Genomic DNA, 25,862 nt, shown 5'->3' with positions numbered 1-25,862 from the left:
CCGCAAGTTACCCCCAATGAAGGAAGGTCACTCATGCCCCGCTCCTCACGCCGAATGGCGTTGAACGCCAGCGCCGCCGCTGCCGCACTCTGTCTCGTTCTCGCAGGTTGCGCCGGTCCCGGCTCCTCGTCCGAATCGGAGGGCGGCACCGCCTCCGCGGACAACCCTTTCGGTGTCGCGGCGAACACCAAGATCGACATCGTGGTGTTCGACGGCGGATACGGAACCGAGTATGCGGAGTTCGCCGCGGGCCTCGTCGAGAAGCAGCTCGGAGACGGGATCAGCGTCCAGATCACGCCGTCCAACAACCTCTCGCAGTCGCTGCAACCGCGTTTCGTCGGCGGCACGCCGCCGGACTCGTTCACCAACGATGGGGCGGATGCGATCCCCATCACCAGCATCCAGGATCAGCTCGAGGATCTCGGCGACTTCTGGGACACGAAGAACTACGACGGCGTGAAGGTCTCCGATGCGGTCTTCCCCGGGGTGAAGGAGGTCGGCGAATACGACGACGGCTACCTCAACGCGAACTACGTCATGACGCTCTTCTCCCTGTGGTACTCCCACTCCCTGTTCGAGGAGAACGGCTGGGAACCACCCACGACCTGGTCGGAGATGGCTGACCTCTGCACCGAGGCGAGAGCGAAGGACAAGTACCTCTTCGCCTTCGGCAAAGAGGCGGCCGTCTACTACCAGTGGCTGGTGCTCGACTCGGCGATCAAGCAGGGCGGCGTCGACGTCATCAACGACATCTCGAACCTCGAGCCGGGGGCATGGTCGAACCCGGCCGTGAAGGACGTGCTCGACCAGATGGAGAGCCTCATCGATGACGACTGCTTCGTCCCCGGAGGCGCGGGAACGCAGTTCACGCAAGCGCAGGCGCAGTGGTCCAACGACCAGGAGGCGCTCTTCTACTACTCGGGCTCCTGGATCGAGTCGGAGATGAAGGATGCGACGGCCGACGGCTTCGAGATGACCGCGTGGCCGGCGCCGCTGCTCGATGCCGCAGACGCGGCCCTCCCCTTCGAGGCCGTACAGGCAGGACCGGCGATCCCGTGGGCCGTGCCGAAGGCGGCCGCGAGCACGGCAGGCGGCAAGGAGTTCCTTCGTGCTCTCTTCTCGAAGGAAGCCGCGTCGAAGTTCTCCGAGCTGACGCTCGCTCCGACCGTCGTCGAGGGCACGGTCCCCGCTGACGGCTTCGGCTCGACGGCCCTGGCGTCGACCATGGGCGTCATGGAGGACGCCGGCGACGACCTGTTCAGCTGGGTATCGAACAGCTACTCCGGGTACTACGGGATCCAGGATGCGCCGTACTGGGTGTCGTTCCTGGCCGGTGACATCACTGCGCAGGACCTCATCGACGCGCAGGAGAAGCTCAGCGCAGCGGCCGCCGCCGACACGTCGAAGCCCAAGAAAGAATACGACTACGGCAAATGACTGCTCTCCTGACTGCGGCGGGGCCGGGGGAGCGCACAGCGCCTCCCCGGCCGCGTCGGCGGCCCAACCTCGACCGGATCAGCTTCATGCTGGTGTTCCTGGTCGCCCCTCTCATCCTGTTCGCCATCTTCGTGCTCCTGCCGTTCGCCCAGTCCACCTATTACGCGCTCACGAGTTGGGGCGGGTACTCGGATCAGCTCGAGTGGGTCGGACTGCAGAACTTCACGCAGATGCTCGGCGACGAGGTGCTCCTGAAGGCGGTGCGCAACTCCGTCGTTCTCGCTCTCGTCGTGCCGACGCTGACGCTGACCGTCGCTTTCGCGATCGCCTGCGTCGTGACGACGGGCGGCCCGAGCATCGGCAACATCCAGGGACTTCGCGGCTCGGCTTTCTACCGCGTGGCCTCGTTCTTCCCCTACTGCGTCCCGGCCATCGTCATCGGCATCATCTGGGCGCAGGTGTACGACCCGTCCAGGGGACTCCTCAACGGGTTCCTCACCGCGATCGGCCTCGACCAGTTCACGAGCTTCCCCTGGCTCGGAGATGAGTCGACGGCGATGGCGGCATCCGTCTTCGTCATCGTCTGGAGCCTGGTCGGCTTCTACACGATCCTCTTCATCGCGGCGATCAAGGGGATCCCCGCGGAGACGTATGAGGCCGCGCGCCTCGACGGCGCCGGACGGTTCCGCATCGCGGTGTCCGTGACCCTGCCCCAGATCGCCTCGAGCTTCCAGACCGCGTACATCTACCTCGGTCTCGTCGCAGTCGACTCCTTCGTCTACATGGCGGCGCTGAACGCGCAGGGCGGTCCGAACTACGCGACGCTCACCATGACGCAGTACCTCTACAACGTCGCGTTCTTCCAGGGGAAGTTCGGCTATGCGACGGCGATCGGCATCGTCCTCGCGCTGGTCACCCTCGTGTATGCGGCGTTCGTCTTCGGTGTGTTCCGCCTGATCCGTGGGAAAGATGGAGGTGACCACGCATGAGCAGCACGGTCGTGGAAAGACGGACCGAGCGGACATCGCGCGCGCGGAGGGGAGACCTCGGCGTCTCGAGCACCTCGCATCTCCTGCTCGGCATCTGGACGATCATCGTCATCGTGCCGTTCCTGTGGACGGTCATGTCGAGCTTCAAGACCACGAAGGAGATCCTCGGATCGCCGTTCACCCTGCCCGCGCAGCTCTCCTTCGACAACTATGTGAAGGCGTGGAGCGACGCGGGTATCGGTCGGTACTTCTTCAACACCGTGCTCGTCGTCGGCAGTTCACTGATCCTCGTCATGCTGCTGGGGTCGATGCTCGCCTACGTGCTCGCCCGATTCCGCTTCCGTGGCAACAGGCTCATCTACAACGTCATGCTGGCCGCGATGGCGTTCCCGGTGTTCCTGGCGATCGTCCCCCTGTTCTTCATCCTGCAGAACATGGGCCTGCTCAACACCTGGCCGGGACTGATCCTCACCTACGTGGCGTTCGCGCTGCCCTTCACGATGTTCTTCCTCTACTCGTTCTTCAAGCAGCTCCCACATGATGTCTACGAGGCGGCGCTCATCGACGGTGCCGGTGACTGGCGGACGTTCTTCGCGATCATGCTGCCGATGGCGACCCCGGGGATCGCGTCTGTGGCGATCCTCAACTTCCTCGGCCTGTGGAACCAGTTCCTGCTGCCGGTCGTCCTCAACACGAACCGGGACAACTACGTGATCTCCCAGGGCATGGCGACCTTTGCAGCGAGCGCGGGGTACTCCATCGACTTCGGTGCGCTGTTCGCCGCGGCGGTGATGACCATCCTGCCGGTGCTCGTCGTGTACATCTTCTTCCAGCGCAAGCTCCAGGGTTCGGTGTCCCAAGGAACGTTCCGTTAGGTCGACGCGGGGCTCACTCGGCCTCTCCGCGTCGATCTCGGACGATCCGGTCCAGCTCGTCCCAGAGCCCTGACGGGATCTCGCGACGGAAGGCCGCTTCGTCGGCCACCGCCTCCGCCGCAGAGGCGATGCCGGCCACGACAGCGACGATTCCCTCGGTGCGAGTGGCGAACTGGATCGCCGCGTCGGGCAGCTCGACGCCGTATCGACGGCACGCCGACGCCAGATCCCGAGCGAGACCGACGAGGGCGGAGCCGGCAGGCGAGTACTCGAAGCGTGCTCCGTCCTCCGGCCACGGCCGTGAGAGCAGACCGGAGTTGAAGGGCCCTGCCGCCACCACCCAGACCCCTGCCTCGCGCGCGCGTTCGAGCAGTGGTGCGGCCGAACGATCCAAGAGCGTCCATCTGCCGGCGATCATCACCCCGTCGATGTCGGTCGATCCTACGAGCCTGGCTGCCGTGCGCCAGTCGGAGGTGCCCACGCCGAAGGCGGAGATGACGCCCTGATCGCGCAACTCCGCGAGCATCGGCGCCGCTTCGCGTTCCACCTGATCCAGATGATCGTCGGGGTCGTGGAGGTAGACGACGTCGATCCGATCGCAGCCGAGCCGCTGAAGGCTCTCCTCGAGAGTCCTCAGGACCCCGTCGCGCGAGTAGTCCCGCACCCAGTTCCGGCCGCTCGGCAACGCCCATTGCCCGTCGATGAGTCCGTCGACCGACGTGCGGCTGTCTTCGAGCAGCCTGCGCCCCACCTTGGTGGAGAGGACGAAGGAGTCCCGCGGACGATCGGCCAGCGCCTCACCCAGGCGAGACTCCGACAACCCCAGGCCGTAGAAGGGAGCCGTGTCGAAGTACCTGACGCCCGCCCGCCAGGCGGCGTCCACGGCCGCTCGGGCGTCGTCGTCCGAGATCGGACGGAAGAGGTTTCCCAGTGGCGCGGCGCCGAACCCCAGGGACGCGGGGCCCGAATCACCGATCACAGCGCGTACCATCTTTCGGCAGTGCCCCCGAAGACCGCGGCCCGCTCGTGTTCTTCCAGAGATCCGCACCATTGTTCGGCAGCGGCGAGTACCTGCGCGAAGTCGCCGGTGATCAGGCACACGGGCCAATCGGAGCCGAACATGGTGCGGTCGACTCCGAAGGCCGCGATCGTGTGTTGGACGACGGGGCTCACCATGTCTGCGGTCCAGCCGGTCCCGGCGAGGTTGCCGAGACCGGAGAGCTTGACCGCGACATTCGGGAGATCGCCGAGAGCGCTGATGGACGTGCGCCACTCATCGCTTCCCCTGCCATCGAGCGGGTTGCCCAGGTGATCGAGGATCCAGCGCAGCGCAGGGACGTGCTGCGCCGACCTGACGACGGAGTCGAGCTGGTCCGGTCGCAACACCGCATCGAACGGGAGCCCGTTCGCCGCGAGGCGTTCGAGTCCGCGCCGGACAGCGACACGGCACAGCCAGTCGGGATCGTCTTCCATCTGCACCTGGTGACGGATCCCCACGAGGCGGTGACCACCGGGAAGTTCGCGGAGCCGCGCGACGCTGTCGTCGACGTCCCCCGTGAGATCCACCCATCCGACGACACCCCGGATCCACGGGTTCTCCGCCGCGAGCATCAGCAGTTCCGCCGTCTCGTCTTCCTCGCAGAGGTTCTGCACGAGCACCGACCCGTCGAAGCGTGCGGCGGCCAGCTGAACTTCGTACTCCTGCGGGCGGAAGGAGCGGGACAGCACGTCATGGTCGATCCACGGTTGAGCGCGCCGATCGAGATCCCAGAGGTGATGGTGCGCGTCGATGCGCGGAGACCCGGTGCCCATCATGACTCGATGAACTGCTCGAGTTCGAGTGGATAGTCCAGACCTGCCGGAAGCCCGATCCCGAGACCCTTGGGTGCATGCACGAGTCCGCTCGCGTCGACGTAGGACTCCCTGGTCACCCGAGTGCTGGTGACGAGCGACTCGTAGTACGTGGTGTTCGGGATGGCCATGCACAGGTGTCGGTTCGGGGCGTCCGACCCGTGGATCTCGACGCGGATCCGGAAGGCGTCGGCGAGATGCGCGATGCGCATCGCTCCGGTGATGCCGCCCTTGAGGACCGTGTCCGCTCGCACGCCGAACGTGGCGGTTCCGGCCGCGATGAAATCAGCCGTGTTCATATGGGCCCCGTCTGAGGTCTCTGCGACGAGCAGGGGCACATCCACCGATGCGGCCAGTCGACGATAGGCATGCACGCTGAACTCGCGCATCGGCTCCTCGTACCAGAGGTAGCCGTTCGCGGACATGGCGCGCCCGACATGGATGGCGTCCGGAAGGTCGAATCCGGCGGACCCGTCGTACATCAGCGGCACGTCGTCGCCGACGTGCGACCTCAGGGCTTCGCACAACTTCGCGTCGCGTCGGGCATCTCCCCACGCGTGCAGCTTCACCGCGGTGTACCCGAGCTCGAGGCACTGATCGGCGACGTCGAGGTACTCCTCCACGCTGTCGAAAGTGGTCGTCGACGCGTAGGCCGGGATCGCGTGGCGTGCACCGCCGAGCAGCTGCCAGAGCGGCAGACCCGCAGCCCGTGCCGCGAGGTCCCACAGTGCGACGTCGACGACTCCGAGCAAGGGTAGGGGCAGTTCGTGGATGCGATCGAGTTCCCAGAGCCGATGCCAGAGGTGCTCCCGATCGAGTGGGTCCTGGCCGACCAGCTCTTGACGGAACAGCGCCTCCACGGCCTGCTCGAGCTGCGGCGCACTTCCCGGGCGCTTCAGCAACGCGACCCCTTCGATGCCCTCATCGGTGCGCAGATGCAGGATCGCTCCGTGGTCGTCACCCGGACTGCCATCGAGTCCGGAGCGCCACGAGAAGGCCGGCGCGGCAGCGGGAATGGGGACGCGATGCGTTTCGACGTGCGTGATTCTCATCAGGTGCGCTTTCTTGAGGTTCGGAGGGGCTACGGGAGCATCGGAGCGGGTACGGCATATCGCTCGGCGATGCTCTGGATCGACTCGACCAGCTCGATGGAGGCAGGGAAGGTTCCGTCGTTGTCGCGTCGTCTCATGAGCTCCGGTTCCCCCGGGAACAGGACCGCGGGGCTCGAGGGGAGTCGGCTGCGACGCAGCTCCTCGACCAGTGAACGGATGGCCCTGTCGGATTCGGCGGCGGCGTCGCCCGGACCGCGCAACGCGAGGAAGAAGTGCCCGAGTTCCTGGGGGAGGGAGGCATCACCGTGCAGCGGCGACACGAAGGGGCTCGTCTTCGCGCCCCCCAGTGCGACGAGGGCGTCGATCATGAACGCGAGTCCGAACCCCTTCGGGCCTGCGGCAGGGAGCAGTGCGCCGCGCAGTGCATCCGACGACGACTCCGTCGCTCGGCCCGCGTCGTCCACCGCCCACCCCGTGGGAATGCTCTGACCCGCGGCGGCGGCGACGAGCACCCGCCCGTAGCTGACTTCCGAGGTCGCCATGTCCAGGATCGGTCGATCTTCTGCGCTCAGCGGGAGCGCGATGGTGAGCGGATTCGTTCCGAGCACCGCCTCGCCTCCGCCCGGCGCGCACATCGCACGATCGGTGTTGCAGCACACGATCCCGATCATCCCTTCGTCCGCGATCATCTCCGAGTAGAAGGCGGCCGCGCCGAAGTGGTTCGCATTGCTGACGAGAACGCAGCCGATCCCCGACTCGCGCGCACGTGTGATGGCCAGACGGACCGCATGCACGGCGGTGGCCGCACCCGGGCCCGCGTCGCCATCGAGGGCGACGACCGAACCCAGATCCCAGAGGGTCGACGGTGCGTGCGACGCATTGATCCCGCCCTTCTCCACCCGTTCGAGGTAGATGGGGAGACGGATGAACCCATGGCTCGCGGTGCCGCGCGACTCCGCGTAGGCGAGGTTCTGCGCGACGACATCTGCATCCTCGTCGGTGAGGCCTGCGCGCTGCAGCACAGCCGTCGCCCACCGCGCGGTGTCGGAGACGGCCAGCCGGCGAGTCATCGATACTCCGTCCGGGGGAGACTGCCGTCCATGATGTAGCCGCCGTCGACATCGAGAGTCGTGCCTGTGCAGTAGTCCGCATCGGCTGATGCGAGGAAGCAGATTCCGGCCGCCACCTGCTCGGGTTGCGCGGGCACCCGGAGCGGAACCCGGCTGGCGAGGGCGTCGAGGATCTCGGGCGTGTATAGGGTCGCGGTGAGCGCGGTCACGGTCGCCCCCGGGCGGACGCAGTTCACTCGGATGCCGAGGGGTGCCCACTCCGAGGCGAACGTCCGCGACATCGCTTCGATGCCGCCTTTCGTCGCCGTGTAGGCGGACGCGTTCGGCTCCGACAGCACGGCGTGGATCGAGGACACGTTGACGATCGCGCCTCCTCTCCCCGCGGCTCTGAGCCGCCGTGCGACGGAGACCGAGAGGACGAACACGCTGCGCAGATTCACCCGGACGATGCGATCGAAGGCTTCGGGGCTCGTCTCCAGCGCCGGAGCGACATGGAGAACGCCCGCGCAGTTGACGAGGATCGTCGCAAGCCCGATCAGACCCTCCACCCGATCGAGTGCGTCCTCGACCGCCGACTCGTCACCGATGTCGACGACCACGGGGAAGGCGATCGCCCCGGTGGATGTGATGGCATCGGCCGTCGCGACGGCGCCGGCCTCATCGATGTCGAGGATCGCGACGCGGGCTCCCTCGCTCGCCAGCCTCTCCGCCGTCGCCCTCCCGATGCCCGAAGCGCCTCCGGTGACGACGGCGACCTGCTCAGCGAATCTCATGCGATCTCCTTCTTCCTGCTCCCGCTCGAATCGGCCGTCGAGCGGACGAAGTCATCGATCGCCCTCTCGGCCAGGTCGGCGATCTGAATCCGGAACTCGGCCCGTCGGGATTCGCCCGGCCCGATCATCAGAGCCTGACCCGCCGCGACATCCTCGGTGAGGGCGCGTGAGGGGGCCGCCGTGTGCGGTTCGACCCCGACGATGTGGTGACGACCCCACCAGGGATACCCGGCGGGGTCACGGCATTCCTGCCAGACCCACAGTCGCGGGAAGATGTCGACGGGCCAGGTGACTCCGACGGCCAATCCGGAGGATTCGGATGCGACGACGTACCACCCGTCGTGTGCCGTCGCATAGCCGAGGTCCGCAGAGCCACGGTCGCCGGGTTCCAGCGGGAGCGCCGTCGCGCAGTGGCGCTCCTCTGTCGGGACGGCAGTCCCGACTTCCCAGGACTGCACGCGCCCGAAAGGCGACGGATCAGCGACGAGACCGGAGAAGTCACCGAAGAGAACGGCGGGCTCTTCGGTGAGCGCTTCCGAGAAGACCGGATGGAACCCCCAGTGCACGGGCAGGTCGTGGGGAGACGCATTGGTGACGGTCGACTCGATGACGACGATCGCGCCATCGCGCAGTGAGATCCGCCGCTCGGCGATGAACGGGTAACGCCGCAGCGCCGCACGGCATCGGAGGAACGCGCCGTCAGCGTCTTCCTGAGCATCGACCACCCACGGGATGCGGCAGCTCTCACCGTGGAACACCAGCGGCGCCCCCTCCACCACGCAGTCGGGCCCCGCGTTCGGGAAGAGCTCCTGGATCCCGCCCCGGTAGTCGTCGTAGAACGCCGCGCTCCCCGACGGGAGTCCGGCTCCGGTGACGGGATTCGGCATCCCCTCCGGTGACCACAGCATCTCGACCGCGCGCGGCAGGTAACGGATGCTGCGGATGTCGGCGCCGCGCAGCGGGTCCACGCTGACCTCCAGCACTCCATCGGACAGCACCCACGACCCCTTCTCGCGCAGGGTGACGAGACTGCTAGTCATCTGCGCTCCAATGCGTGATCCGGACATCGTGTTCGATGAGGTAGCCGCGCACATAGCTGAGGTGCTCGCGCATTCTCTCGCGCGCGAGTTCCGGCTCTCCGGCGAGGATCGCGAGCATGATCTCCTCGTGCTGGACGTCGCTGTGATCGATCGCGCGGGGAACCTTCGTCCCGAAGACCATGCCGCGGGTCACCGGCTCCCGGACGGCATCGACCAGGGCGCGGAGGACCGTGTGGTCGGCCATCTCCGCGATCGCTCCGTGGAACGCGAGGTCGGCCTGGACGTGGGCCTCGCCATCTGCGCTCGCCGCGGCGAGTGCGATGAACGCATCTCGCAGTTTCGCGGCGCCGGCGGGCGTCACGCGTGCGGCGGCGAGTGCGGCGAGTTCCGGTTCTATCAGGAGGCGGGCGTCACACAGTTCGACCAGACCGACCCGCTCCAGTTCGAGCAGGAGCTGCAAGGCGGCGCGCGCCTGTTCGCCGGACGGCAAGGCGACGAAGGTCCCGTATCCGTGACGCGAGGTGGTGAGCCCGCGCTGGCCCAGAATGCCCAACGCTTCGCGGACGACGTTGCGGCTCACGGAGAGCATCACGGCCAGTTCGCGCTCGGCGGGCAGCGCATCGCCGGGGTTCAGCTTGCGTTGGAGGATGAGTGCCTGGAGCGCGTCCACGACGGAGTCGATCGTCCTGTGACGCGCCACCGACGCGTACATGCTGTTCTCGTTCGTTGCCTGCGGCACGGTCATACCTCCGTGGGGTAGTGGAGCGGAGCACCCGGAACCTCGGTGCGGATGCGCGCGATGTGCCAGCGTCCGAGGCTCGCGACGAGCAGATCTCGACGGTCGGCGCCGGAGAACACGATATTGGTCGGGGCAGCCAGATCGGTGCCCTGGAAATCGTCCCGAAGGATGAGAAGCGTGCCGTCCGGCTCGAGGGTGTAGAGCCTGTCAGGGCGGTAACAGCCGATGTAGAGTCGCCCCTCGCTGTCGAAGGCGATGCCGTCCGGTACGGTTCCCGGCATCGAGACGACGAGTTCTGGCCGGCCGGCCGATCCGTCTTCGAGGATCGGGATCCGTGTGATGCCGGGCAGCGTCGACTCCACCACGTACAGGTGCTTCTCGTCCTGGTCGAGCGCCAGCCCGTTCGTGAAATGGGGCACGTCGGACGACCAGAGTTCTGTGGATCCGCCGGGGAGCACACGGTAGATGCAGCCACCGCCGGCCGGCCAGGTGCCTGAATCGGAGACATACAGGACTCCGCTCGCACCGTACACCGGGAAGTTCGGGGTGATCATCGGTCGTTCGGGCGTGCCCGACGAGAGCACCGTCATCGCACCGTCGCCGTCGAACCGGACGAGTTGCCGGCGCCGAGGATCGCACGCCACGACATCGCCGTGTCCGTCGACGGCCAGGCCGAGCAGCCAGCCTCCCGAGCTCCCGACTTCCGTCACCTCGAAGCTCTCCCCATCCAGGCGGTAGAGCTGACCGGCTTCGCCTCCGGCGAAGATCGTGCCGTCAGGTCCCACCGTGACGCACTCGGGGTGGTCGAGTCCGTCGGCGACCGTGTCGATCATGTTGCCTCCCCTTCGTGGCATTCTGTTCCCAGCATCCCGCACCTGGCTCCGTTCGTCTTCACCCTGTCGTCGCCCCCGTCGTCATGCCCGCGATGAACTGCTTCTGCAGCAGAAGGAAGAGCAGAACGGGAATGACGCTCACGAGAACCGATCCGGCCGCGAGCGAGGTGTAGTCGAGATCGAACTGCCCCTGCATGGCCCGCAGGCCCTGGCTGACGACACCGATGCCCCGCGTGGAGATGAGCGTCTGGGCGACGATGAACTCCTGGAACACGTTCACGACGACCAGGACGGCGACGGCGGCGAGTCCGGGGGAGGTCAAGGGGACCACGATGCGGAGGATCGCTCCGCCGCGGGTGCAGCCGTCGACGAGAGCGGCCTGCTCCAGCTCTGACGGCAGCGACTGGATGAATGCTCGCATCAGCCAGGTCGCCAGGGGCAGATTCGACGCCGCGTAGACGATCACCAGGCCTGCCGGATTATTGATCAGCTGGGCCAGGCTGAACACCTGGTAGATCGCGAGGAGGTTCACGAGCCCCGGGATCGTCAGCGAGAACATGAAGAGGAAGAGGACCAGACCCCGACCGCGGAAGGAGAACCGTGCCAGCCCGTAGCCGGCCATGAATCCGAGTGGCAGCACGATGAGGCAGGTGAAGAAGCTGATCGCGATCGTGCTGAGCGTGTAGGAGACGAGCATGCCGGTCTGGACGGCGCGAGCGTAGTTCTCCGGGTGGAAGGAAGACGGGAGGAGAGCCGCCGAGAAGATCTCATCCTCCGGTCCGAACGACTTCAGCAGGATCCACAGCATCGGCAGGGCGAACACGATGACCACCATCACCGTCGTGATGAGTGGCAGAGCAACGCGGGGAGCGCGCGTCCGAGCGCGCGGTGGGGCGGCGAGGACGCTCATGAGCGAGCCCCCCGTCCGCGCTGGAGCAGGATGAAGGCGAACATCGCGATCACGTTGAACACGGACATGATCATCGCGATCGCCGCACCGTATCCGAGGTGGAAATAAGTGAACGACTGGTTGTACATGTAGAGGGCCGTCGTCGTGGTCGCGGTGATCGGGCCACCCGCCGTGAGCGCGATGATCATCGTCACCAGGTTGAAGTTTCCGATCATCAGGAGGATCGCCGCGATCAGCACCGTCGGGCTCACGAGCGGAAGCGTGATGCTCCAGGTGATCCGCCCAGCGGTCGCTCCGTCGATCTTCGCGGCCTCGTAGAGGCCGGGATCGATGGATTGCAGACCCGCGAGAACCATCACCGTCACGAAGCCGATGCTCCGCCAGGACTCGACCAGGATCAGCGCGGTCATTGCGCCCGCAGGAGACTCCAGCGGGCTCTGCTCCAAGCCGAAGGCGGAGAGGATTCCGTCGTTCTTCAGGATCAGCGCCCAGAACACGCCTGACGCCATCTCGCTGATGACCCACGGCAGGACGACGAGCGCGCGAACCGCGCCCCGCCCCGGAAAACGCCGGTTCAGTGCCACCGCGAGGAGGAAGCCCGCCGCGGTCGACAGCGCGACGACGCTGAGCACGAAGATCCCGGATCGCCAGAGACTGGCGACCATCTCCGGATCGCGGAAGGCGCGAAGATAGTTGTCGATTCCGATGAAAGTGGTGTTGAGCCGCCCCACATCCCAGTCGGTGAAGCTGCTGATGAGCGTGAATCCCAGCGCGATGACGGTGAACCCGACGACGAGCAGAGCGCCGGGGGCGATCAGCGCATAGGGCAGGAAGTCGCGGCGGACCTTTCGAGGGGATGCCGCGACGCGAGGACGAGCAGGGCCGGGATCAGGAGCGGAGGGAACCGGCGAGACGGTCATCGTTTCCGGGGGCATCGGTCCGACCCCTACGACGCGACCTGCTCGTTGTACGCCTTCTCGGCGGACGCGAGTGCCTCGTTCGCGGGAGAGGTGCCCGTGAGGTACGACTGGAATGCGATGCGCAGCTGGTCGAACAGCAGTCCCGCATCAGCGGCGGCAGGCATGCCTCGGCCGGCGTCGGATGCGTAGTCCGCCTGGAACTTCCACGCGTCGTTCTGAGCCTGCGCCTGAGGGCTTGCGGATGCCGACGGGCGTGTGGGCAGCTTGCCCGGCGCATCGACGAGGTACTCGGCCTGTCCTTTCGAACCGGTGATGTGCATCGCGAACTCGAACGCGAGCTCCTGCTTCGCCTCGTCCGGCGTCTTCTGCGCAGGAAGCTCGAATGCCCAGAAGCCCGAGAGGGTGGCGTCCTTCGCTTCTTTCGTCGGACGCGGCGTGCGGAAGTAGCCGATCTCGTCCGCCAGGCCGCCGTCGTCGAGCTTGAGCCCCACCCACGAGCCGCCCTTCATCGTCGCGGTCTTGTGCGACAGCAGCATGTCGTCGTACTCGTCGTCCTTGGAGACGGACAGCAACCCGGTCGACGAGACGCCTTGCTCGTTCATGAGCGAGTTGTAGAACTCGAAGACCTCGAGCATCTCGTCGGTCTTGAGGGTCGCGCGACCATCGGCGTCGATCACGTCTCCGCCGAGCATCCACGTCTGGGAGAAGAGGGACTGGGTCGGCGTGTGCACGGTGTTCCCTGCCCAGAACGAGTAGGGGTCAGCGATGCCGGCATCCTTGAGCGCGGCCATCGCTTCGGTGAACTCCGCCCACGTCTCGGGGGGCTCGGTGATGCCGGCCTTCGCCCAGTCCTCTTTCCAGTACATCTCGTGACGGCAGTCGGTCATCCACGGGAGTGCGTAGATCTTCCCGGCATCGGAGGCGATGCCGCGGAGCAGGTTCTGGTTGTAGTCGTCCCATTCGCCGGGCAGGGAATCGAGCGGCGCGAGGAACCCTCCCTTCGCGAGCTTGGGGATGTTGAGATCGTTGACCAGCACCAGGTCAGCGGGAGTGCCGGCCTGGCCCATCAGGATGACCCGCTGAGTGATGGTGTCCCAGGGCACGGTCTCGATCTCGAGGGTCACGTCGGGATGGGTCTCCTTCCATGACTGCAGAAGGCGCCAGAGCCCTCTGTCGGCGGTGCCGTCCGCCGCCGGTTCGGTCGTCGTCGTGAGGACATCCTCGAAAGGGTAGGCGTCTGGCATGACCATGCGCAGCGTCTTGGCTCCCTTCGTGGATACCTCCGGCGCGCACGCGGTGAGACTCGTACCCATCGCGATGGCGGCGCCACCGATCAGGCCCGCCTTGAACAACGTTCGGCGCGAGAGTGTGGTGGAACTGAGGGGTTGCAGTGACTTCTTCGTCATGACCTTCTCCAGTCTTCGCTGTCGATCAGGAGCCAGTGGTAGGGCCACCGGACCTTTCTGATCATGGCGCGACAAACATCGGATGTCAACGGTTCGTCACCCGGGCGCCGGTGACGCGTCCAGGCGCGGCAGCATGACCCTCTACCGCCCGCGAGGAGGCAGGCTGGCCGGCCGATGCAGGCGCGGGGGACCCTCAGACCAGTTCGCTCACCAGCTGCTCGATGCGCGCACGGATCTCGTCGCGGATCGGCCGGACCGCGTCGATGCCCTGGCCGGCCGGGTCGTCGAGGGCCCAGTCCTCGTAGCGCTTGCCGGGGAAGAACGGGCACGCGTCGCCGCAGCCCATCGTGATCACGACATCGGAGGCCTGCACGGCCTCGGTGGTCAGCACCTTGGGCTGCTCGGCAGTGATGTCGATGCCGAGCTCACTCATGGCCGCGACGGCGGTCGGGTTGATCTGATCAGCGGGCATCGAACCGGCGGAGCGGACTTCGATGCGGTCACCGGCGATGTCGCGGAGGAATCCGGCCGCCATCTGCGAGCGTCCGGCGTTGTGCACGCAGACGAAGAGCACGGAGGGCTTGGTGGTCGTGTCGGTCATGGGTGCTCCTGAGAGGGGGGTGGGTGACCTGCATCTATCTTGACAGTCGGATGCCCGCGGTGGGCGGGCCGCGATCAGCCGACGGCGACCGGGCGCGCGCCGATCTGCAGGACGGAAGGCGCGGCGCAGCAGCCGCCGGCCGAGTCGTCGAATCCGCCGGCTCCGCCGCACACGCCGGTGTCGGGGAGGCTCAGCTCGTTGCGGGCCGCGGCCTCGTGATCGCCCACGAGGTGCGCGGCGACGCTGCGGACCTGCTCGTATCCGGTCAGGGCGAGGAAGGTCGGGGCGCGCCCGTACGACTTCGCGCCGACGATGAAGAACCCGGGTTCGGGCTGGGCGAGCTCCCTCGCCCCTGTCGCGCCCACCGAGCCGCAGGAGTGGATGTTCGGGTCGATCTCGGAGGCGATGCCCGCGACCGCTTCGAGTGCGGGATCGAGGTCGATCCGCAGTTCCCTCAGAATCCCGGTGTCGGGGCGGAAGCCGGTGAGGGCGAACACGTGCCCGACGTCGGTCACCTCCCGGCCGTCTTCCGCGACGATCGTCAGCCCGTCGCCGCCCTGCCGGAATTCGGCGACGCGGAACCCTGTCGCCAACTCCACGACCCCCTCGTCGATGACCTTCCGGGCGCGGGAGCCGAGTGCGGCGCGCTCGGGAAGGTCGTCCCCGATCCCGCCACCGAAGACGTTGGTGGCGCTTCCTCGGCGCAGCAGCCAGGTCACGCGCGTTCCCGGAGCGCGCCGTGCCAGCTCGCTCAGGCGCAGCACGGCGTGCGTGGCGGAATGCCCGGCGCCCACGACGACCACATGCCGGCCCGCGAGCTCGGACACGTCGGCCGGGATGCGGTACGAGATCCGGTCCGATGCCGCGGCCTCGCCGAGCCCCGGGAAGCCATCCGCCCCCGCAGGGTTCGGAACATCCCAGGTGCCGCTGGCATCGACGACCGCGCGGGCGAGGAGGCGGGCTTCGTGCCCTGCCCCATCGACGGTGTGGACGACGAAGGGCTGGCTCCTGCGTCCCCCGTCGACGACCTTGTCTCGACCCTGCCGGGCGACGCCGGTCACGGTCGTCGCGTAGCGGATCTGCTCGCCCAGAGCATCCGCGAGCGGCGCGAGGTACTCGTTCACCCACTCCGCGCCGGTCGGATAGCCCTTCGCCGGTGCCGTCCACCCCGTCGGCTCGAGCAGGCGGCGGGCGGCTGCGTCGGTGAGTTCCGGCCATGCCGAGAACAGGCGCACATGCCCCCACTCCGAGACGGCCGCGGCCGGCGTATTCCCGCGCTCGACGACGACCACGTGCTCGCCGCGTTCGACGAGGTGTGCCGCTGCTGCCAGACCCTGCGGGCCCGCTCCGATGACGACGACGGGAAGCTCGGACATCACATCTCCTCAGATCGATGATCTTCAATACGATGACTGTCGCTGATCTATCGAAGTTTGTCAATACGTGTCAGGATGGATGCATGAGCCTGCCGACGACCATCGAAGCGACCGCCTGCTGTGTGCCGCGTGTCACGGCCGCGCCGACCGTCGAAGACGCCGAACGCGTCGCTCGGGTGTTCAAGGCGCTCGGTGATCCCACGCGAGTCCGGCTGCTGTCCCTCATCGCCGCCGGGGACGGCGGCGAGGCCTGCCTCTGCGACCTGACCGAGCCGGTCGGCCTCTCGCAGGGCACCGTCTCGCACCACATGAAGCTCCTCGCGGATGCCGGCCTCGTCACCCGCGAGCAGCGCGGCAAGTGGGCGTACTTCTCGCTCAACGCCGACACGATGGATGCCGCCGCCGACGCGCTTCGTGTGGCGGCGCCCCGGTCGTAGAACCTGAGCTCTCCGGGGTCTCCGGTTGCCGGCCGGGCTATCGAGCTCGTGCCGTGATCAGCGAGCTGTGGATGTGCCCGGCGGCAAGCACCGCCGCGGCAATCGCGATCCAGGGGTTCTCCAGCCATGCGGCGCCGGCGAGGAACGCGGCGACGGGGAGCAGCGCCATGGGCACCGGCACGCCCCAGACGGGACCGAAGAGCGCCTCAAGGCGACGCCCGGTGACGAGGAACCTCACCCACAACGCCCAGTACGCGAGCACGAGCACGGCGACGAGCGGGAACCACCACCACCCCACAGAGGTGCCCGCCGTGATGGCGGGGACCGTCACGCAGAGCGCCTGCCCCGCGCGTTCCAACAGCGTCACCGGACGAGGGACCACCCCGGTCGGCAATGCAGGGCGGGGCGGGAACCAGATGAGTGACAGGCTCGGAGCGAAGATGGCGAGGCTGAGCGCGAGACCCAGCACCGAGAAGCCCATACCCGCGAGCGTATCGCTCGAGGGGTCCGACCCCGCCCGCGCCGAACGTCGTGCTCTGCTAGCGGGTGCTGTTCGCGACGCCCGCGCGGTCGACGCGGTGGATGTCGAGATCGGTTCGCCCGGGCAGGATGTCAGCGCGCAATGCCCGCGTCCCCCGATACTCGCCGTCGTGCAGAGCGCGGTACGGCTGAGAGGGTGCCTCGTCGTGGATGCCCGCGAGCCGGGTGGTCAACCGTTCGCGCTCCGAAGCGACAGCCGCGGCATCGAGGGCGTCGGCGTCGTGGATGACGTGCAGATCGAGCGATTCGATCCCCGTGTACCAGAGCGTGCCATGCGTGATGGGGAACAGCAGAGCATCGATGTCGCCGCTGATGCCGCGTGACCCGATGCTCCGGGCATCCTCGCCCGCCGTCACGATGATGAGCGCCCGCTTGTCCTTCAGGCCGCCCTCGCCGTAGCGGAGCGGCAGCCCCGTTTCCGCGTCGACGCCGCCGTAGGCGAAGCCGTTGGTGAACACGCGATCGAACCAGCCTTTGAGGATCGCCGGTGCGCCGTACCACCAGAGCGGGAACTGGAACACGAGCAACTCGGCGGCCTCGAGCTTTCGCTGTTCGACGCGTACGTCGTCCGGAATCAGCCCGCTCTCGTGGACCTCGCCCATCAGGTCGACGAGGCTCCCCTCGCGCCCGTCGACGTCGCGCTGCGCCAGCAGTGGATCGAAGCCCTGAGCGTACAGATCCGAGGTCTGCACGTCGTAGCGCGGCGTGAGTGCCTCGATCCCTGCCTCGAACAGTTGCCGGTTCAGGGAGCCCGACTGCGGATGCGCGTAGATCCAGTGCGTGGTGGGCCGGAGGTCGGCGGTCATGTCTCTCCTCGGATCGTGGATGTGCGGATGGCACGTGGGGGATAGGATTGGTACCTACCAACCGTAACCTACTCATAGTAAGTATGGGTCACAAGGGGCGAGATGACGAAGGCGAAAGAGGGCGCGCGACTGCGATTGTCGAAAGCCGACCGTCGCGCGCAGCTGCTGAGTGTCGCACGGGAGATGATCCGCACCGAGGGCGCAGACGCGCTCACCCTCGGCACGCTCGCAGACCGAGCGGGCATCACGAAGCCCGTCGTCTACGAGCACTTCGGCGACCGCTCGGGGCTCTTCGCCGCGCTGTACCGTCAGTTCGACGAGCGCCAGGATGCATCGCTCGAGACTGCGCTGGCGAGCGCCCGACCCGACGTCGACGGGGTCGTGGACGTCATCGCCACGAGCTATGTCGCCTGCGCCCGCGCCGAAGGCATCGAGATGGCGGGAGTGGTCGCGGCCCTCCACGGCACGCCGGTGCTCGCGCGGATACGGCAGGAGTCGGTGGGGGCGTACGTCGAACGCTGTCGCGTCGCCCTCGCCCGCGTGGTCGGTGCCGAGAGCATCGATCCGATCACCCTGGAGGCCGCGTTCGCCTCGGCGGATGTGCTCGCGAGCGCGGTGCTCGCCTCGCGCATCGACGAGGGTGACGCGCACGAGACGCTCGTGCGGATCCTCCTCGCCTCGATCAGGGAGTGAACTAGAGCTCGCGAAGCCGGGCGAAGTCGCCGATGGCATCCATCCCGACGATCCCGTTCTCGCCGCACCGGATGATGTAGTCGGCGTGGAGCTCGTCTCCGAGTGCGTACAGCGCCCCGGGCTGAGCAGCTCTCCGATACGCTGCCCGCGGAGAGCGTCGATCGTTTCCGCCGCGTCAAGGCCGCCGACGATCAGCACGGACGTTTCCGCAGCGACTTCGGGGCGTGATTCGGGGCGACCTCCGCGCATGGGGTGGCGCTACGTCCTGGCTCCGCCCGCTGGGCTCCGATGTTTGCTCTTGGCGACTCGCGGAGCGGCACTCCTGCGAGCCGGAGAGGGCTGAGCGCGACGCGAATAGAGTGAGCGTGATGGTTGCGATGAGCAGATCAAAACCGGGGTTTGCAAACGTTCCCGTGAACGATATAGTTAGTTCGTCCCGATCTATTGGCAACGAAGCTTTGGAGTAGAACATGGCAGTTCTTGGAACGAGATGGCGCGCTGGGGCGGCCATTGGCAGCGTGTTGACGCTCGCCGTGGTGACGACCGGGTGTGCGTCGTCGGCCGGCGACGACTCGGCAGAGCCTGGCAGTGGCAAGATCACCATCGGCATGGTCGCCGGCCTCACGCCGCAGTACGAAGAGGTGATCGCGGCCTTCAACAAGGAGTATCCCGACATTGAGGTCGAGCTCCAGTCGATGCCCGATGAAGTACCTGACATGACTCGGTCCCTGCAGACGGCGAAGCTCGGCGGTCAGCTGCCCGACATCGTGGTGGGATTCGCCGACAACATCAATCAGCTCGCCGCTGCTGACGTCACAGCCGATGTCAGCGACCGCCTTTCGGACTCCGAGCTGCAGGTGGACTCTTTCCTGCCGAACTACCTCGACGCGTACCGCCCGCTCGACGCTCCCGACGAGGTGCACGGCCTCCCGGTGGGTGCCGATGCGCTGATCCTGGCCTACAACGCCGACGTGTTCGAGAAGGCAGGGGTCGACGTCCCGTCCGATGACTGGACCTGGAAGGACTTCGACGCCGCTGCGGACGCGATCTCGGCCGCCGGTGCAGGTGAGTATTTCGGGCTCGCGAACGGCCCAGAGAACGCCCTCATCTCAGACCCGATCATCCGGGCGATGGGCGGGTATCTATACGACCCGAGCAGCAACACCACCGGGATGGCCGAGCCGGAAGCCCTCGAGGCGTGGCAGCTCATGGCAGACGAATGGCTGAGCGGGCGCGCGGCGCCCTATACCGTCAACCGCAATGAACGGCCCAAGTTCCAGGATGGCCGTGTCGCGATGATCTTCACGGTTCGGCCCGCAGTTCCGAGTGTGAACGCGGCGATGGACAACTGGGACGTCGTCAGCATGCCGTCGCTCGATGGGGTCCGCCCTGTCGGAGGGAGTTCGTACGCTCTCTCGCTGACGCAGGATGCGAAGAACCCCGACGATGCGTGGACGTTCCTCGAGTTCATGTACTCGAACGACGGCGGAATGGCCGTCATGCAGGCCAACGGCGGAGTGGTCCCGGCAACCGTGGAGGGTGTCAAGTCCGGAACGTGGCAGGAGCTCGATCGCCCCGCCAACCAGGCGGCGTTCGGTACCGCAGCGACCGAGGCGACCATGATCACGCAGTTCCCGCCGACCGTGCAAGCGGTCTATGACGACGCCATCGCTCAGGCCTTCCAGCAGGTGGTGCTCGGAGGTGTCTCTGTCGAGCAAGCGTTCACCGAAGCTGCCGCGCTGGTCGACGAAGCCCTCGAAGCGGTCGAGTGAGCAGTCTCATGACCTCCTCGCAAACGATGGACGAAGCGACACCGTTCGCGGGTGCAGTTGAGGGGCGGGTGGTCGACGAGTCGTCGGCCACCCGGCCCCGCCGTTCTGGCTCGGGAAGGCCAAGAAAGCGCGGGACGCGAGAGGACGGGCTCTCCGCTCTCGTCTTGGTGACCCCGAACCTCGTGCTCTTCGCCGTATTCATCCTGCTCCCCGGGGTTGTGGCGCTCGGGTTGAGCTTCTTCACCTGGAACCTCACGGGCGATCCCACTTGGGCAGGCATCAGCAACTACGAGCGGATGTTCGCCGATCAGGCGATGTGGTCGGCTCTCGTGCGCACGTGCTATTTCCTGGTGTTGGGAGTTATTCCCACTGTGCTCATCGGATTCATGCTCGCGGTACTGATCAATGTGAATCTTCCGGCAGTCGGGGCGCTTCGCGTGCTGTTCTTCATCCCGATGGTCGTTTCGGTCGCGGTATCAGCCGTGCTCTGGACCCGGGTCTACGCCCGCGACAGCGGTCTCCTGAACGCCGTGCTCGGCTGGTTCGGGGTGCCGTCGGTCGACTGGCTGAACAACCCGGCCACCGCTCTGCCGGCGGTCACTTTGATGCTGGTCTGGCTGAGTCTTCCCTTGGTGATCATCCTCTACCTCGCCGCGCTGCAGCGCATTCCTCGCGAATTGTACGAGGCGTCCAGCCTTGACGGGGCGGGGCCGGTCCGCACGATCTGGCAGATCACCTGGCCCAACGTGAGCGGAGCCACCGCTCTTCTCATCGTCATCCAGTTCGTGAATTTCCTCTCGGGAACATTCGAGGTGACGCTGATCATGACGCAGGGGGGTCCGCTTCGCAGCACCGAGAACCTCGCGTTGTACATCTACAAGATGGCCTTCGAACGGTTCGACATCGGATATGCGAGCGCACTCACACTGTTCCAATCTGTGCTCATCATCGCGGCGGCCGCAGGTATCCGCGCGCTGACCACCGGCATTCGACAGAGGAGCTCCTGACATGTTGCGCACGAAACGCTCGATCGGGCTGCGCTATGCGGCCATTGCGGTCGTCGGACTGATCATGGGCCTCCCCGTCTTCTATGCCGTCTCCACCTCACTCATGACGGCGAAGGAGGTCGTCGCCTATCCGCCGAACCTGCTGCCGACGGAGATCCGCTGGGAGAACTATGCCGAAGCTCTGCAGTTCCTGTCAGGGCCGGTGATCTTCAACAGCTTCCTCTTCAGTATCGGTGTGATCCTCATCCAGCTCGTGCTCGCGCTGCCAGCCGGTTTCGCGCTGGCGAAGATCCCCTTCCGCTGGGCTGCCGTCGTGATCGCAGTCCTCGCCGCGCCGTTGCTGCTGCCCAGCAACGCGACTCTGATCCCGCTCTTCGTCGTCACGCGCGAACTGGGGATTCTGAACAGCTATGCGGGCCTGATCCTGCCGGTCGCCGCATCTACGACCTTCGCGACGCTCCTCTTCCGCCAGTTCTTCGCCACGCTGCCCGACGGGATCATAGAAGCCGCACGCATCGATGGTGCGAGCTGGTTCCGAGTGCTCACGCAGATCGCATTGCCGCTGGCCAAGCCGACCCTCGCGGCGTTCGCGTCGATCACGTTCCTCAATGTGTGGAACATGTACGTCTGGCCTCAGCTCGTGGCGCCCAACCCTGACCTGAAGGTGATTCCCGTGGCCCTGGCTCCGCTCGCCCGGGGCGAGTATCAGTCCATCAGTGAGAGTGTCGGCATGGCCGCGGCGGTGCTCAGCATCATCCCGGTACTGCTCATCTTCATCTTCACGCAGAAGTGGTACATCAATGGCATCGTCGGCACCGGACAGGACTGAGTACCCGGGGGAAGCGTCTCGGCGCGCCGGCGACGGTCTCGTGCGAGATCGTGGAGGGGTGGGAATCATCGGATGCGGCGGAGTCACCCGCGCGACGATCGATTCATTCCTCGATGCCGGGGGGTCCGTGGCGTGGGTGATGGACCCGGACGCTGCCGCGCGCGAGGCCGTCGTCCATCAGCTGGCGCGGAGAGCGCCCGCACCCCTGAGCTTCGATTCCGTGGAAGACGCCCTGCGGCGCGGTGGCGATGACGCGCCTGTTCTGATCAACTCCCCGGGCTCTCTCCACCTTGCGCATATCGCGTTGTGCGCTGGGGCGGGTCGACCGATGCTGGTCGCCAAGCCGCTCGGCTTGGATTGGGAGGAGACCGAGCGAGCTCTGACGCTCGCTGATGACGCGCGGGTGTCGATCGACGTGGCCGAGCAGTACCCCGACGAGGCCCATGCCATCCAGATCGGTACGCTCCTGGACCGCTACGGACCGGCACGCCGTATCCTGCTGGATCATCGGAAGCCCTCATCGTCTCAGGGCACGCTCGAGGGAAAGAAGCAGACCGGGATCCTTGAATACGCCGTTCATCACTACGCTGTCCTCTCGTCGTGGCTGGGCATTCTCCCTCACGCCATCGCGGTCGATTCGTGGACGGCGAACGATGGGCGCAGCGGCACGGACTCGATCGGCCACGCATGGCTGCACTACGACTCCTGCCACGTGCTGCACGCGTTCGGGTTCGGCGGGGAGCGAACGACATATCGCGCGGAGATCGAAACCGATACCGCGGTGATCACCGCGACGGGGCAGCACTTCGCCGACCCCGACGTGGAGGTCGGCATCGTCGCAGACGGGGAGCCGATCGTGGTGACGCCGCGACGCGCGGTGGGCGCGTGGGATCGGATGTTCCTTCGCTGGCTGGCCTCTTCGGACACGGAGATCGATGTGAGCGGGCGACGGCAGATCCGTATCGTCGCCGCGATGGTTGACGCGGCCCTGCACGCGGCGAACACGGGTGCTGTCGTGGATCTGCGTGCCGATCCGCGCTTCGAGGATCTCTGGTGAGCGCGGCATCGGCGCTGCTTCTCGAGCGGATCGGCGCTGTCACGGACGAAGTCGACCTCGACATCGCGGACGCAGTCCGTACCCTCCTCGAATGGGGCGTGCGCCATGCCCACGTGCGATCGATCGGCGACGCGCGCGTTCCCTCCTTCAGCGGAGAAACGCTCGCGCGTCTGGCCGACGCTGCAGTGGCGCTCGACATCGGGGCGCTCAGCCCGGGGTTGTTCAAGGGCTCCGTCCGCGGGGAGACGCGCCAGAGGGAGATGCAGGTCATGCTTCCGGAATCGATCAGACTCGCCGTGGACCTCGGCGTCCCGCAGGTGGTTGTGTTCGGGGGTGGTGCGGGGGAGCCGCGCGCCGCTGTCATCGAGATACTCGGCGAGGCCGCGGAACGTGCCAGGGCAGGAGGCGTCGAGTTGATCCTGGAGAACAGCTCGCTCTGTCACGTGGCGACGGGCGACGACCTCGTCGGTGTGGCGGAGGCTCTCGACCTCCGTGTCGTGTGGGACCCCGCCAACGCCGTCGCCGCCGGCGACCGAGACCTCGTCGTCGGCTCGCGACAGCTCGCGTACCGGATTGCGAGCGTTCACGTGCGCGATTGGCATCCCGACACGGGCTGGCGCAGGCTGGGGAGCGGCGTCATGCCGTGGCGCGCGATGATCGGCGCATTGGAAGCGGAAGGCTATCGCGGGAGATACATCGTCGAGAGTCATCTCCCCGCGGACGCCGGTGCGACCGCATGGAACGTCGCCGCCCTCGTATCGCTGCTTCGCTCATCATCGCGGGAATGACCCGCGACGTCAGGCCGGTCGGGTGGTGGTTCCGCGGGGGATGAGAGTGGGCTGCACGACGCGGATGCGATCCGTCTGCGGCACCTCGAGCAACAGATCGACGGCATCCGCGGCGACACGATCGAACGGCACGCGCACCGTGGTCAGCGGCACCGGAAGATGACTAGCGATGGGGATGTCGTTGTACCCGACGATGGATACATCCTCGGGTACGCGCAGACCCAGCCGATGTGCGGCGGCCAGGACTCCGATCGCGGTGTTGTCATTGACGGCGAAGATCGCAGTCGGACGATCTTCCCGGTCCAACAGCGCCATCCCGCCACGTTCGCCATCCTCGATCTGGAACCCGAGGGACAGTCGACGGTCGTCTCGCGCCGTGATGCCCGACTCTTGGAGGGCCTGATCCCATCCCTGCATCCGGCCGGCGGCGCTCGATGCATAGGATGGCCCGCCGACGATGCCGATGTCGGTGTGGCCGAGATCGATGAGGTGACGCGTCGCCACGAAGCCGCCGAGGGTGTCGTCGCCGACGGCGGAAGCCGTGACACCATCGGTGCGGAGCGCGAAGACGTGGGGGATCCCGCGATTGCGAAGAGCGGCCGTCGTGTCCATGTCGGTCCGGGCGGTCGTCAGGATGAGGCCATCCACCTTGCGGCGGAGCAAAGCGTCCGCTGCCGAGACGTCCTTATCTTCGTCGTCGCCGGTCGTGGACACCACCGCGAATCTTCCGCGCCGGTCGCATTCGCGGGCGATGGCCTCGAAGAGTACAGCCATGACGGTGTCGGTCAGGCGTGGCACCAGGACACCGATCGTGTCCGTGCCTTGGCGGCGCAGGCTCGAAGCCAGCACATCGCGCGAATAGCCGAGCTCCGCGGCGATCACCCGAACCCGATCGGCGGCCGCGCTCCGCGAGGAGGGAAGCCTCTCATCCAGCACGCGGGACACCGTGGAGATGCTGACTCCCGCGCGTTGCGCAATGTCCTTCAACGTCGCCGGTCGCGTTCTCTCGACGGTCATCGATGCCCTCTCTTCTGGCATTCAGCGTAGCGGGCAGTTGACGAGCGCCGCGTGAATGGCAATACTAGAAACGTTCCTGCAAACGTTACCGGATTGGTTGCACTGATGTCATCCATCGATCTCCGTGGGCTCGTGCCCGCACCTGTCACCCCGTTCACGCCCGACGGCGACGTCGACCATGGTCAGCTTCGGCGACTCGCGCGGTGGCTCTCCGACGTCCAGGGAGTCAAGGGCCTCGTCTGCCTCGGGCACGCGGGAGAAGGAACCTTCCTCACCCCGCGTGAGCAAGTCGCGGTCATCGAGACGCTCGTCGATGAGGTGGGAGATCGCACGCCGATCATCGCTGGTATCACCGGAGAAGGAACGGCCGTCGCGGCTGAAGAGACGGCGCGTGCGAAAGCAGCCGGCGCGGCGGCAGGGTTGGTATACCCCTCGCACGGGTGGCTGCGGTTCGGTTTCCAGCAGGGTGCGCCGCAGGAGCGCTATCGGGAGATCTTCGAAGCGACCGGTCTCCCCCTGATCCTCTTCCAATACCCCGACGTCACGAAGGCGACGTACGACCTTGACACACAGCTCGAGATCGCCGCGCAGCCCGGTGTGTTCGCCACCAAGAACGGCGTGCGCAATATGCGCCGCTGGTACACGGAGATTCCCGCACTTCGGCGCGAGGTGCCAGACCTCCAGGTGCTCACGTGCCATGACGAGTACCTGCTGCCCACGATGTTCGACGTCGACGGCGCGCTCGTGGGATACGGGTCGCTCGCTCCCGAGCCCCTTGTCCAGCTCATCGCAGCAGGCAAGGCCAAGGACTACGCGGCGGCTCACGCTATCCACGAGCAGCTGCTGCCGGTGACGAAAGCCGTCTATCACCGGGGCTCGCATATGGAGGGCACCGTGGCTCTCAAGCTCGGACTCGTCCACCGTGGTGTCCTCGACGACGCGACGGTGCGGTCCCCTCTGCGCCCGCTTGCGCAAGGGGCAGCGGCCGAGATCGGGGCGGCACTCGACGAAGCTCGCCTTCCCGCCGTCGGCGTCACGGTCTAG

At 66.7% G+C, this 25,862-nt stretch carries 27 protein-coding genes; 11 read left to right on the top strand and 16 right to left on the bottom strand.

Annotation, left to right across the window (positions count from 1 at the left end):
* The first annotated feature begins 33 nt into the window (after positions 1-33).
* From ngcE to BQ2383_RS09520, 3 genes are read left to right on the top strand one after another with little or no spacing between them, the layout of a single operon-like run.
* Positions 34-1,437 (top strand): N-acetylglucosamine/diacetylchitobiose ABC transporter substrate-binding protein, encoded by a 1,404-nt coding sequence (ngcE, locus tag BQ2383_RS09530; protein WP_091032982.1) that lies wholly within the window; start codon positions 34-36, stop codon positions 1,435-1,437.
* Positions 1,434-2,426, top strand: coding sequence for a carbohydrate ABC transporter permease (locus BQ2383_RS09525; protein WP_091032980.1), 993 nt, complete (start codon positions 1,434-1,436; stop codon positions 2,424-2,426). Before ngcE ends, BQ2383_RS09525 begins: the two co-directional genes overlap by 4 nt.
* Positions 2,423-3,301: a carbohydrate ABC transporter permease gene (locus tag BQ2383_RS09520; RefSeq protein ID WP_091032977.1), complete on the top strand. Its 879-nt coding sequence runs from the start codon at positions 2,423-2,425 to the stop codon at positions 3,299-3,301. Before BQ2383_RS09525 ends, BQ2383_RS09520 begins: the two co-directional genes overlap by 4 nt.
* 13 nt (positions 3,302-3,314) lie before the next feature.
* Here BQ2383_RS09520 and BQ2383_RS09515 read toward each other — a convergent pair whose 3' ends face one another.
* The 13 genes from BQ2383_RS09515 to BQ2383_RS09455 form a co-directional block, all read right to left on the bottom strand.
* Positions 3,315-4,280 (bottom strand): aldo/keto reductase, encoded by a 966-nt coding sequence (locus tag BQ2383_RS09515; RefSeq protein ID WP_244175963.1) that lies wholly within the window; start codon positions 4,278-4,280, stop codon positions 3,315-3,317.
* Positions 4,277-5,116 carry an amidohydrolase family protein gene (locus BQ2383_RS09510; protein ID WP_208617648.1) on the bottom strand — a complete coding sequence of 280 codons (840 nt, stop codon included), beginning with the start codon at positions 5,114-5,116 and terminating at the stop codon, positions 4,277-4,279. The genes BQ2383_RS09515 and BQ2383_RS09510 overlap by 4 nt, the downstream gene beginning before the upstream one ends.
* Positions 5,113-6,204, bottom strand: a complete 1,092-nt coding sequence (locus BQ2383_RS09505; protein ID WP_091032971.1) for an enolase C-terminal domain-like protein — start codon at positions 6,202-6,204, stop codon at positions 5,113-5,115. The genes BQ2383_RS09510 and BQ2383_RS09505 overlap by 4 nt, the downstream gene beginning before the upstream one ends.
* A gap of 29 nt (positions 6,205-6,233) precedes the next feature.
* The gene (locus BQ2383_RS09500) at positions 6,234-7,274 is read right to left on the bottom strand and encodes an Ldh family oxidoreductase (protein WP_091032969.1); all 1,041 of its coding nucleotides are present in this window, start codon (positions 7,272-7,274) and stop codon (positions 6,234-6,236) included.
* Positions 7,271-8,047 (bottom strand): SDR family NAD(P)-dependent oxidoreductase, encoded by a 777-nt coding sequence (locus BQ2383_RS09495; RefSeq protein WP_091032966.1) that lies wholly within the window; start codon positions 8,045-8,047, stop codon positions 7,271-7,273. Before BQ2383_RS09495 ends, BQ2383_RS09500 begins: the two co-directional genes overlap by 4 nt.
* Positions 8,044-9,087, bottom strand: coding sequence for a hypothetical protein (locus tag BQ2383_RS09490; protein ID WP_091032963.1), 1,044 nt, complete (start codon positions 9,085-9,087; stop codon positions 8,044-8,046). The genes BQ2383_RS09495 and BQ2383_RS09490 overlap by 4 nt, the downstream gene beginning before the upstream one ends.
* Positions 9,080-9,832: a FadR/GntR family transcriptional regulator gene (locus BQ2383_RS09485; protein ID WP_091032960.1), complete on the bottom strand. Its 753-nt coding sequence runs from the start codon at positions 9,830-9,832 to the stop codon at positions 9,080-9,082. The genes BQ2383_RS09490 and BQ2383_RS09485 overlap by 8 nt, the downstream gene beginning before the upstream one ends.
* Positions 9,829-10,659 carry an SMP-30/gluconolactonase/LRE family protein gene (locus BQ2383_RS09480; protein ID WP_167381588.1) on the bottom strand — a complete coding sequence of 277 codons (831 nt, stop codon included), beginning with the start codon at positions 10,657-10,659 and terminating at the stop codon, positions 9,829-9,831. The genes BQ2383_RS09485 and BQ2383_RS09480 overlap by 4 nt, the downstream gene beginning before the upstream one ends.
* 58 nt (positions 10,660-10,717) lie before the next feature.
* Positions 10,718-11,569 carry a carbohydrate ABC transporter permease gene (locus BQ2383_RS09475; protein WP_091032956.1) on the bottom strand — a complete coding sequence of 284 codons (852 nt, stop codon included), beginning with the start codon at positions 11,567-11,569 and terminating at the stop codon, positions 10,718-10,720.
* Positions 11,566-12,504, bottom strand: a complete 939-nt coding sequence (locus BQ2383_RS09470) for a carbohydrate ABC transporter permease (protein WP_091032954.1) — start codon at positions 12,502-12,504, stop codon at positions 11,566-11,568. Before BQ2383_RS09470 ends, BQ2383_RS09475 begins: the two co-directional genes overlap by 4 nt.
* Before the next feature lie 11 nt (positions 12,505-12,515).
* A complete protein-coding gene (locus BQ2383_RS09465; RefSeq protein WP_091032950.1) occupies positions 12,516-13,895 on the bottom strand; it encodes an extracellular solute-binding protein in 1,380 nt (459 codons plus the stop codon).
* A gap of 193 nt (positions 13,896-14,088) precedes the next feature.
* The gene (locus tag BQ2383_RS09460; protein ID WP_091032947.1) at positions 14,089-14,496 is read right to left on the bottom strand and encodes an arsenate reductase ArsC; all 408 of its coding nucleotides are present in this window, start codon (positions 14,494-14,496) and stop codon (positions 14,089-14,091) included.
* A 74-nt stretch (positions 14,497-14,570) separates the two neighbouring features.
* The gene (locus BQ2383_RS09455) at positions 14,571-15,872 is read right to left on the bottom strand and encodes an FAD-dependent oxidoreductase (RefSeq protein ID WP_091032944.1); all 1,302 of its coding nucleotides are present in this window, start codon (positions 15,870-15,872) and stop codon (positions 14,571-14,573) included.
* 83 nt (positions 15,873-15,955) lie between these two features.
* On the opposite strand from BQ2383_RS09455, the gene BQ2383_RS09450 reads away from it, so the two are divergent.
* Positions 15,956-16,309: an ArsR/SmtB family transcription factor gene (locus tag BQ2383_RS09450; protein WP_091032942.1), complete on the top strand. Its 354-nt coding sequence runs from the start codon at positions 15,956-15,958 to the stop codon at positions 16,307-16,309.
* Positions 16,310-16,346: 37 nt separating this feature from the next.
* Here the strand turns inward: BQ2383_RS09450 and BQ2383_RS09445 are convergent, their stop codons facing one another.
* Complete coding sequence (locus BQ2383_RS09445) at positions 16,347-16,790, bottom strand: hypothetical protein (RefSeq protein ID WP_091032939.1); 444 nt, start codon at positions 16,788-16,790, stop codon at positions 16,347-16,349.
* 58 nt (positions 16,791-16,848) lie between these two features.
* Complete coding sequence (locus BQ2383_RS09440) at positions 16,849-17,655, bottom strand: NAD(P)H-dependent oxidoreductase (RefSeq protein ID WP_091032936.1); 807 nt, start codon at positions 17,653-17,655, stop codon at positions 16,849-16,851.
* Positions 17,656-17,757: 102 nt separating this feature from the next.
* Between BQ2383_RS09440 and BQ2383_RS09435 the strand changes: the two genes are divergently transcribed.
* The 6 genes from BQ2383_RS09435 (at position 17,758) to BQ2383_RS09410 (ending at position 23,801) form a co-directional block, all read left to right on the top strand.
* Positions 17,758-18,348 (top strand): TetR/AcrR family transcriptional regulator, encoded by a 591-nt coding sequence (locus BQ2383_RS09435; RefSeq protein ID WP_091032934.1) that lies wholly within the window; start codon positions 17,758-17,760, stop codon positions 18,346-18,348.
* A gap of 470 nt (positions 18,349-18,818) precedes the next feature.
* The gene (locus BQ2383_RS09430) at positions 18,819-20,120 is read left to right on the top strand and encodes an ABC transporter substrate-binding protein (protein ID WP_091032931.1); all 1,302 of its coding nucleotides are present in this window, start codon (positions 18,819-18,821) and stop codon (positions 20,118-20,120) included.
* A 167-nt stretch (positions 20,121-20,287) separates the two neighbouring features.
* Positions 20,288-21,127, top strand: a complete 840-nt coding sequence (locus tag BQ2383_RS09425) for a carbohydrate ABC transporter permease (protein ID WP_244175983.1) — start codon at positions 20,288-20,290, stop codon at positions 21,125-21,127.
* Position 21,128: 1 nt separating this feature from the next.
* Entirely contained in the window at positions 21,129-21,956 is an 828-nt protein-coding gene (locus BQ2383_RS09420; RefSeq protein ID WP_091032923.1) for a carbohydrate ABC transporter permease, read from the top strand.
* 58 nt (positions 21,957-22,014) lie between these two features.
* Positions 22,015-23,013 carry a Gfo/Idh/MocA family protein gene (locus tag BQ2383_RS09415; protein ID WP_167381585.1) on the top strand — a complete coding sequence of 333 codons (999 nt, stop codon included), beginning with the start codon at positions 22,015-22,017 and terminating at the stop codon, positions 23,011-23,013.
* The gene (locus BQ2383_RS09410; protein ID WP_167381584.1) at positions 23,010-23,801 is read left to right on the top strand and encodes a sugar phosphate isomerase/epimerase family protein; all 792 of its coding nucleotides are present in this window, start codon (positions 23,010-23,012) and stop codon (positions 23,799-23,801) included. The genes BQ2383_RS09415 and BQ2383_RS09410 overlap by 4 nt, the downstream gene beginning before the upstream one ends.
* 9 nt (positions 23,802-23,810) lie before the next feature.
* On the opposite strand, the gene BQ2383_RS09405 is transcribed toward BQ2383_RS09410, so the two are convergent.
* The gene (locus BQ2383_RS09405) at positions 23,811-24,818 is read right to left on the bottom strand and encodes a LacI family DNA-binding transcriptional regulator (RefSeq protein ID WP_091032916.1); all 1,008 of its coding nucleotides are present in this window, start codon (positions 24,816-24,818) and stop codon (positions 23,811-23,813) included.
* 105 nt (positions 24,819-24,923) lie between these two features.
* On the opposite strand from BQ2383_RS09405, the gene BQ2383_RS09400 reads away from it, so the two are divergent.
* The gene (locus BQ2383_RS09400; protein ID WP_091032913.1) at positions 24,924-25,862 is read left to right on the top strand and encodes a dihydrodipicolinate synthase family protein; all 939 of its coding nucleotides are present in this window, start codon (positions 24,924-24,926) and stop codon (positions 25,860-25,862) included.

Source organism: Microbacterium oxydans, assembly GCF_900095745.1.
GTDB classification, from domain to species: domain Bacteria; phylum Actinomycetota; class Actinomycetes; order Actinomycetales; family Microbacteriaceae; genus Microbacterium; species Microbacterium oxydans_B.
Note: the sequence above shows the minus strand (reverse complement) of the source record. Positions and strands in the feature narration are given on the sequence as shown.

Excerpts from the sequence above, each read along its gene's own strand:
- ngcE (WP_091032982.1), top strand. The coding sequence starts at position 34 with ATGCCCCGCTCCTCACGCCGAATGGCGTTGAACGCCAGCGCCGCCGCT.
- BQ2383_RS09525 (WP_091032980.1), top strand. The coding sequence starts at position 1,434 with ATGACTGCTCTCCTGACTGCGGCGGGGCCGGGGGAGCGCACAGCGCCT.
- BQ2383_RS09520 (WP_091032977.1), top strand. The coding sequence starts at position 2,423 with ATGAGCAGCACGGTCGTGGAAAGACGGACCGAGCGGACATCGCGCGCG.
- BQ2383_RS09510 (WP_208617648.1), bottom strand. The coding sequence starts at position 5,116 with ATGATGGGCACCGGGTCTCCGCGCATCGACGCGCACCATCACCTCTGG.
- BQ2383_RS09505 (WP_091032971.1), bottom strand. The coding sequence starts at position 6,204 with ATGAGAATCACGCACGTCGAAACGCATCGCGTCCCCATTCCCGCTGCC.
- BQ2383_RS09500 (WP_091032969.1), bottom strand. The coding sequence starts at position 7,274 with ATGACTCGCCGGCTGGCCGTCTCCGACACCGCGCGGTGGGCGACGGCT.
- BQ2383_RS09495 (WP_091032966.1), bottom strand. The coding sequence starts at position 8,047 with ATGAGATTCGCTGAGCAGGTCGCCGTCGTCACCGGAGGCGCTTCGGGC.
- BQ2383_RS09490 (WP_091032963.1), bottom strand. The coding sequence starts at position 9,087 with ATGACTAGCAGTCTCGTCACCCTGCGCGAGAAGGGGTCGTGGGTGCTG.
- BQ2383_RS09485 (WP_091032960.1), bottom strand. The coding sequence starts at position 9,832 with ATGACCGTGCCGCAGGCAACGAACGAGAACAGCATGTACGCGTCGGTG.
- BQ2383_RS09480 (WP_167381588.1), bottom strand. The coding sequence starts at position 10,659 with ATGATCGACACGGTCGCCGACGGACTCGACCACCCCGAGTGCGTCACG.
- BQ2383_RS09475 (WP_091032956.1), bottom strand. The coding sequence starts at position 11,569 with ATGAGCGTCCTCGCCGCCCCACCGCGCGCTCGGACGCGCGCTCCCCGC.
- BQ2383_RS09470 (WP_091032954.1), bottom strand. The coding sequence starts at position 12,504 with ATGCCCCCGGAAACGATGACCGTCTCGCCGGTTCCCTCCGCTCCTGAT.
- BQ2383_RS09465 (WP_091032950.1), bottom strand. The coding sequence starts at position 13,895 with ATGACGAAGAAGTCACTGCAACCCCTCAGTTCCACCACACTCTCGCGC.
- BQ2383_RS09460 (WP_091032947.1), bottom strand. The coding sequence starts at position 14,496 with ATGACCGACACGACCACCAAGCCCTCCGTGCTCTTCGTCTGCGTGCAC.
- BQ2383_RS09455 (WP_091032944.1), bottom strand. The coding sequence starts at position 15,872 with ATGTCCGAGCTTCCCGTCGTCGTCATCGGAGCGGGCCCGCAGGGTCTG.
- BQ2383_RS09450 (WP_091032942.1), top strand. The coding sequence starts at position 15,956 with ATGAGCCTGCCGACGACCATCGAAGCGACCGCCTGCTGTGTGCCGCGT.
- BQ2383_RS09445 (WP_091032939.1), bottom strand. The coding sequence starts at position 16,790 with ATGGGCTTCTCGGTGCTGGGTCTCGCGCTCAGCCTCGCCATCTTCGCT.
- BQ2383_RS09440 (WP_091032936.1), bottom strand. The coding sequence starts at position 17,655 with ATGACCGCCGACCTCCGGCCCACCACGCACTGGATCTACGCGCATCCG.
- BQ2383_RS09435 (WP_091032934.1), top strand. The coding sequence starts at position 17,758 with ATGACGAAGGCGAAAGAGGGCGCGCGACTGCGATTGTCGAAAGCCGAC.
- BQ2383_RS09430 (WP_091032931.1), top strand. The coding sequence starts at position 18,819 with ATGGCAGTTCTTGGAACGAGATGGCGCGCTGGGGCGGCCATTGGCAGC.
- BQ2383_RS09420 (WP_091032923.1), top strand. The coding sequence starts at position 21,129 with ATGTTGCGCACGAAACGCTCGATCGGGCTGCGCTATGCGGCCATTGCG.
- BQ2383_RS09405 (WP_091032916.1), bottom strand. The coding sequence starts at position 24,818 with ATGACCGTCGAGAGAACGCGACCGGCGACGTTGAAGGACATTGCGCAA.
- BQ2383_RS09400 (WP_091032913.1), top strand. The coding sequence starts at position 24,924 with ATGTCATCCATCGATCTCCGTGGGCTCGTGCCCGCACCTGTCACCCCG.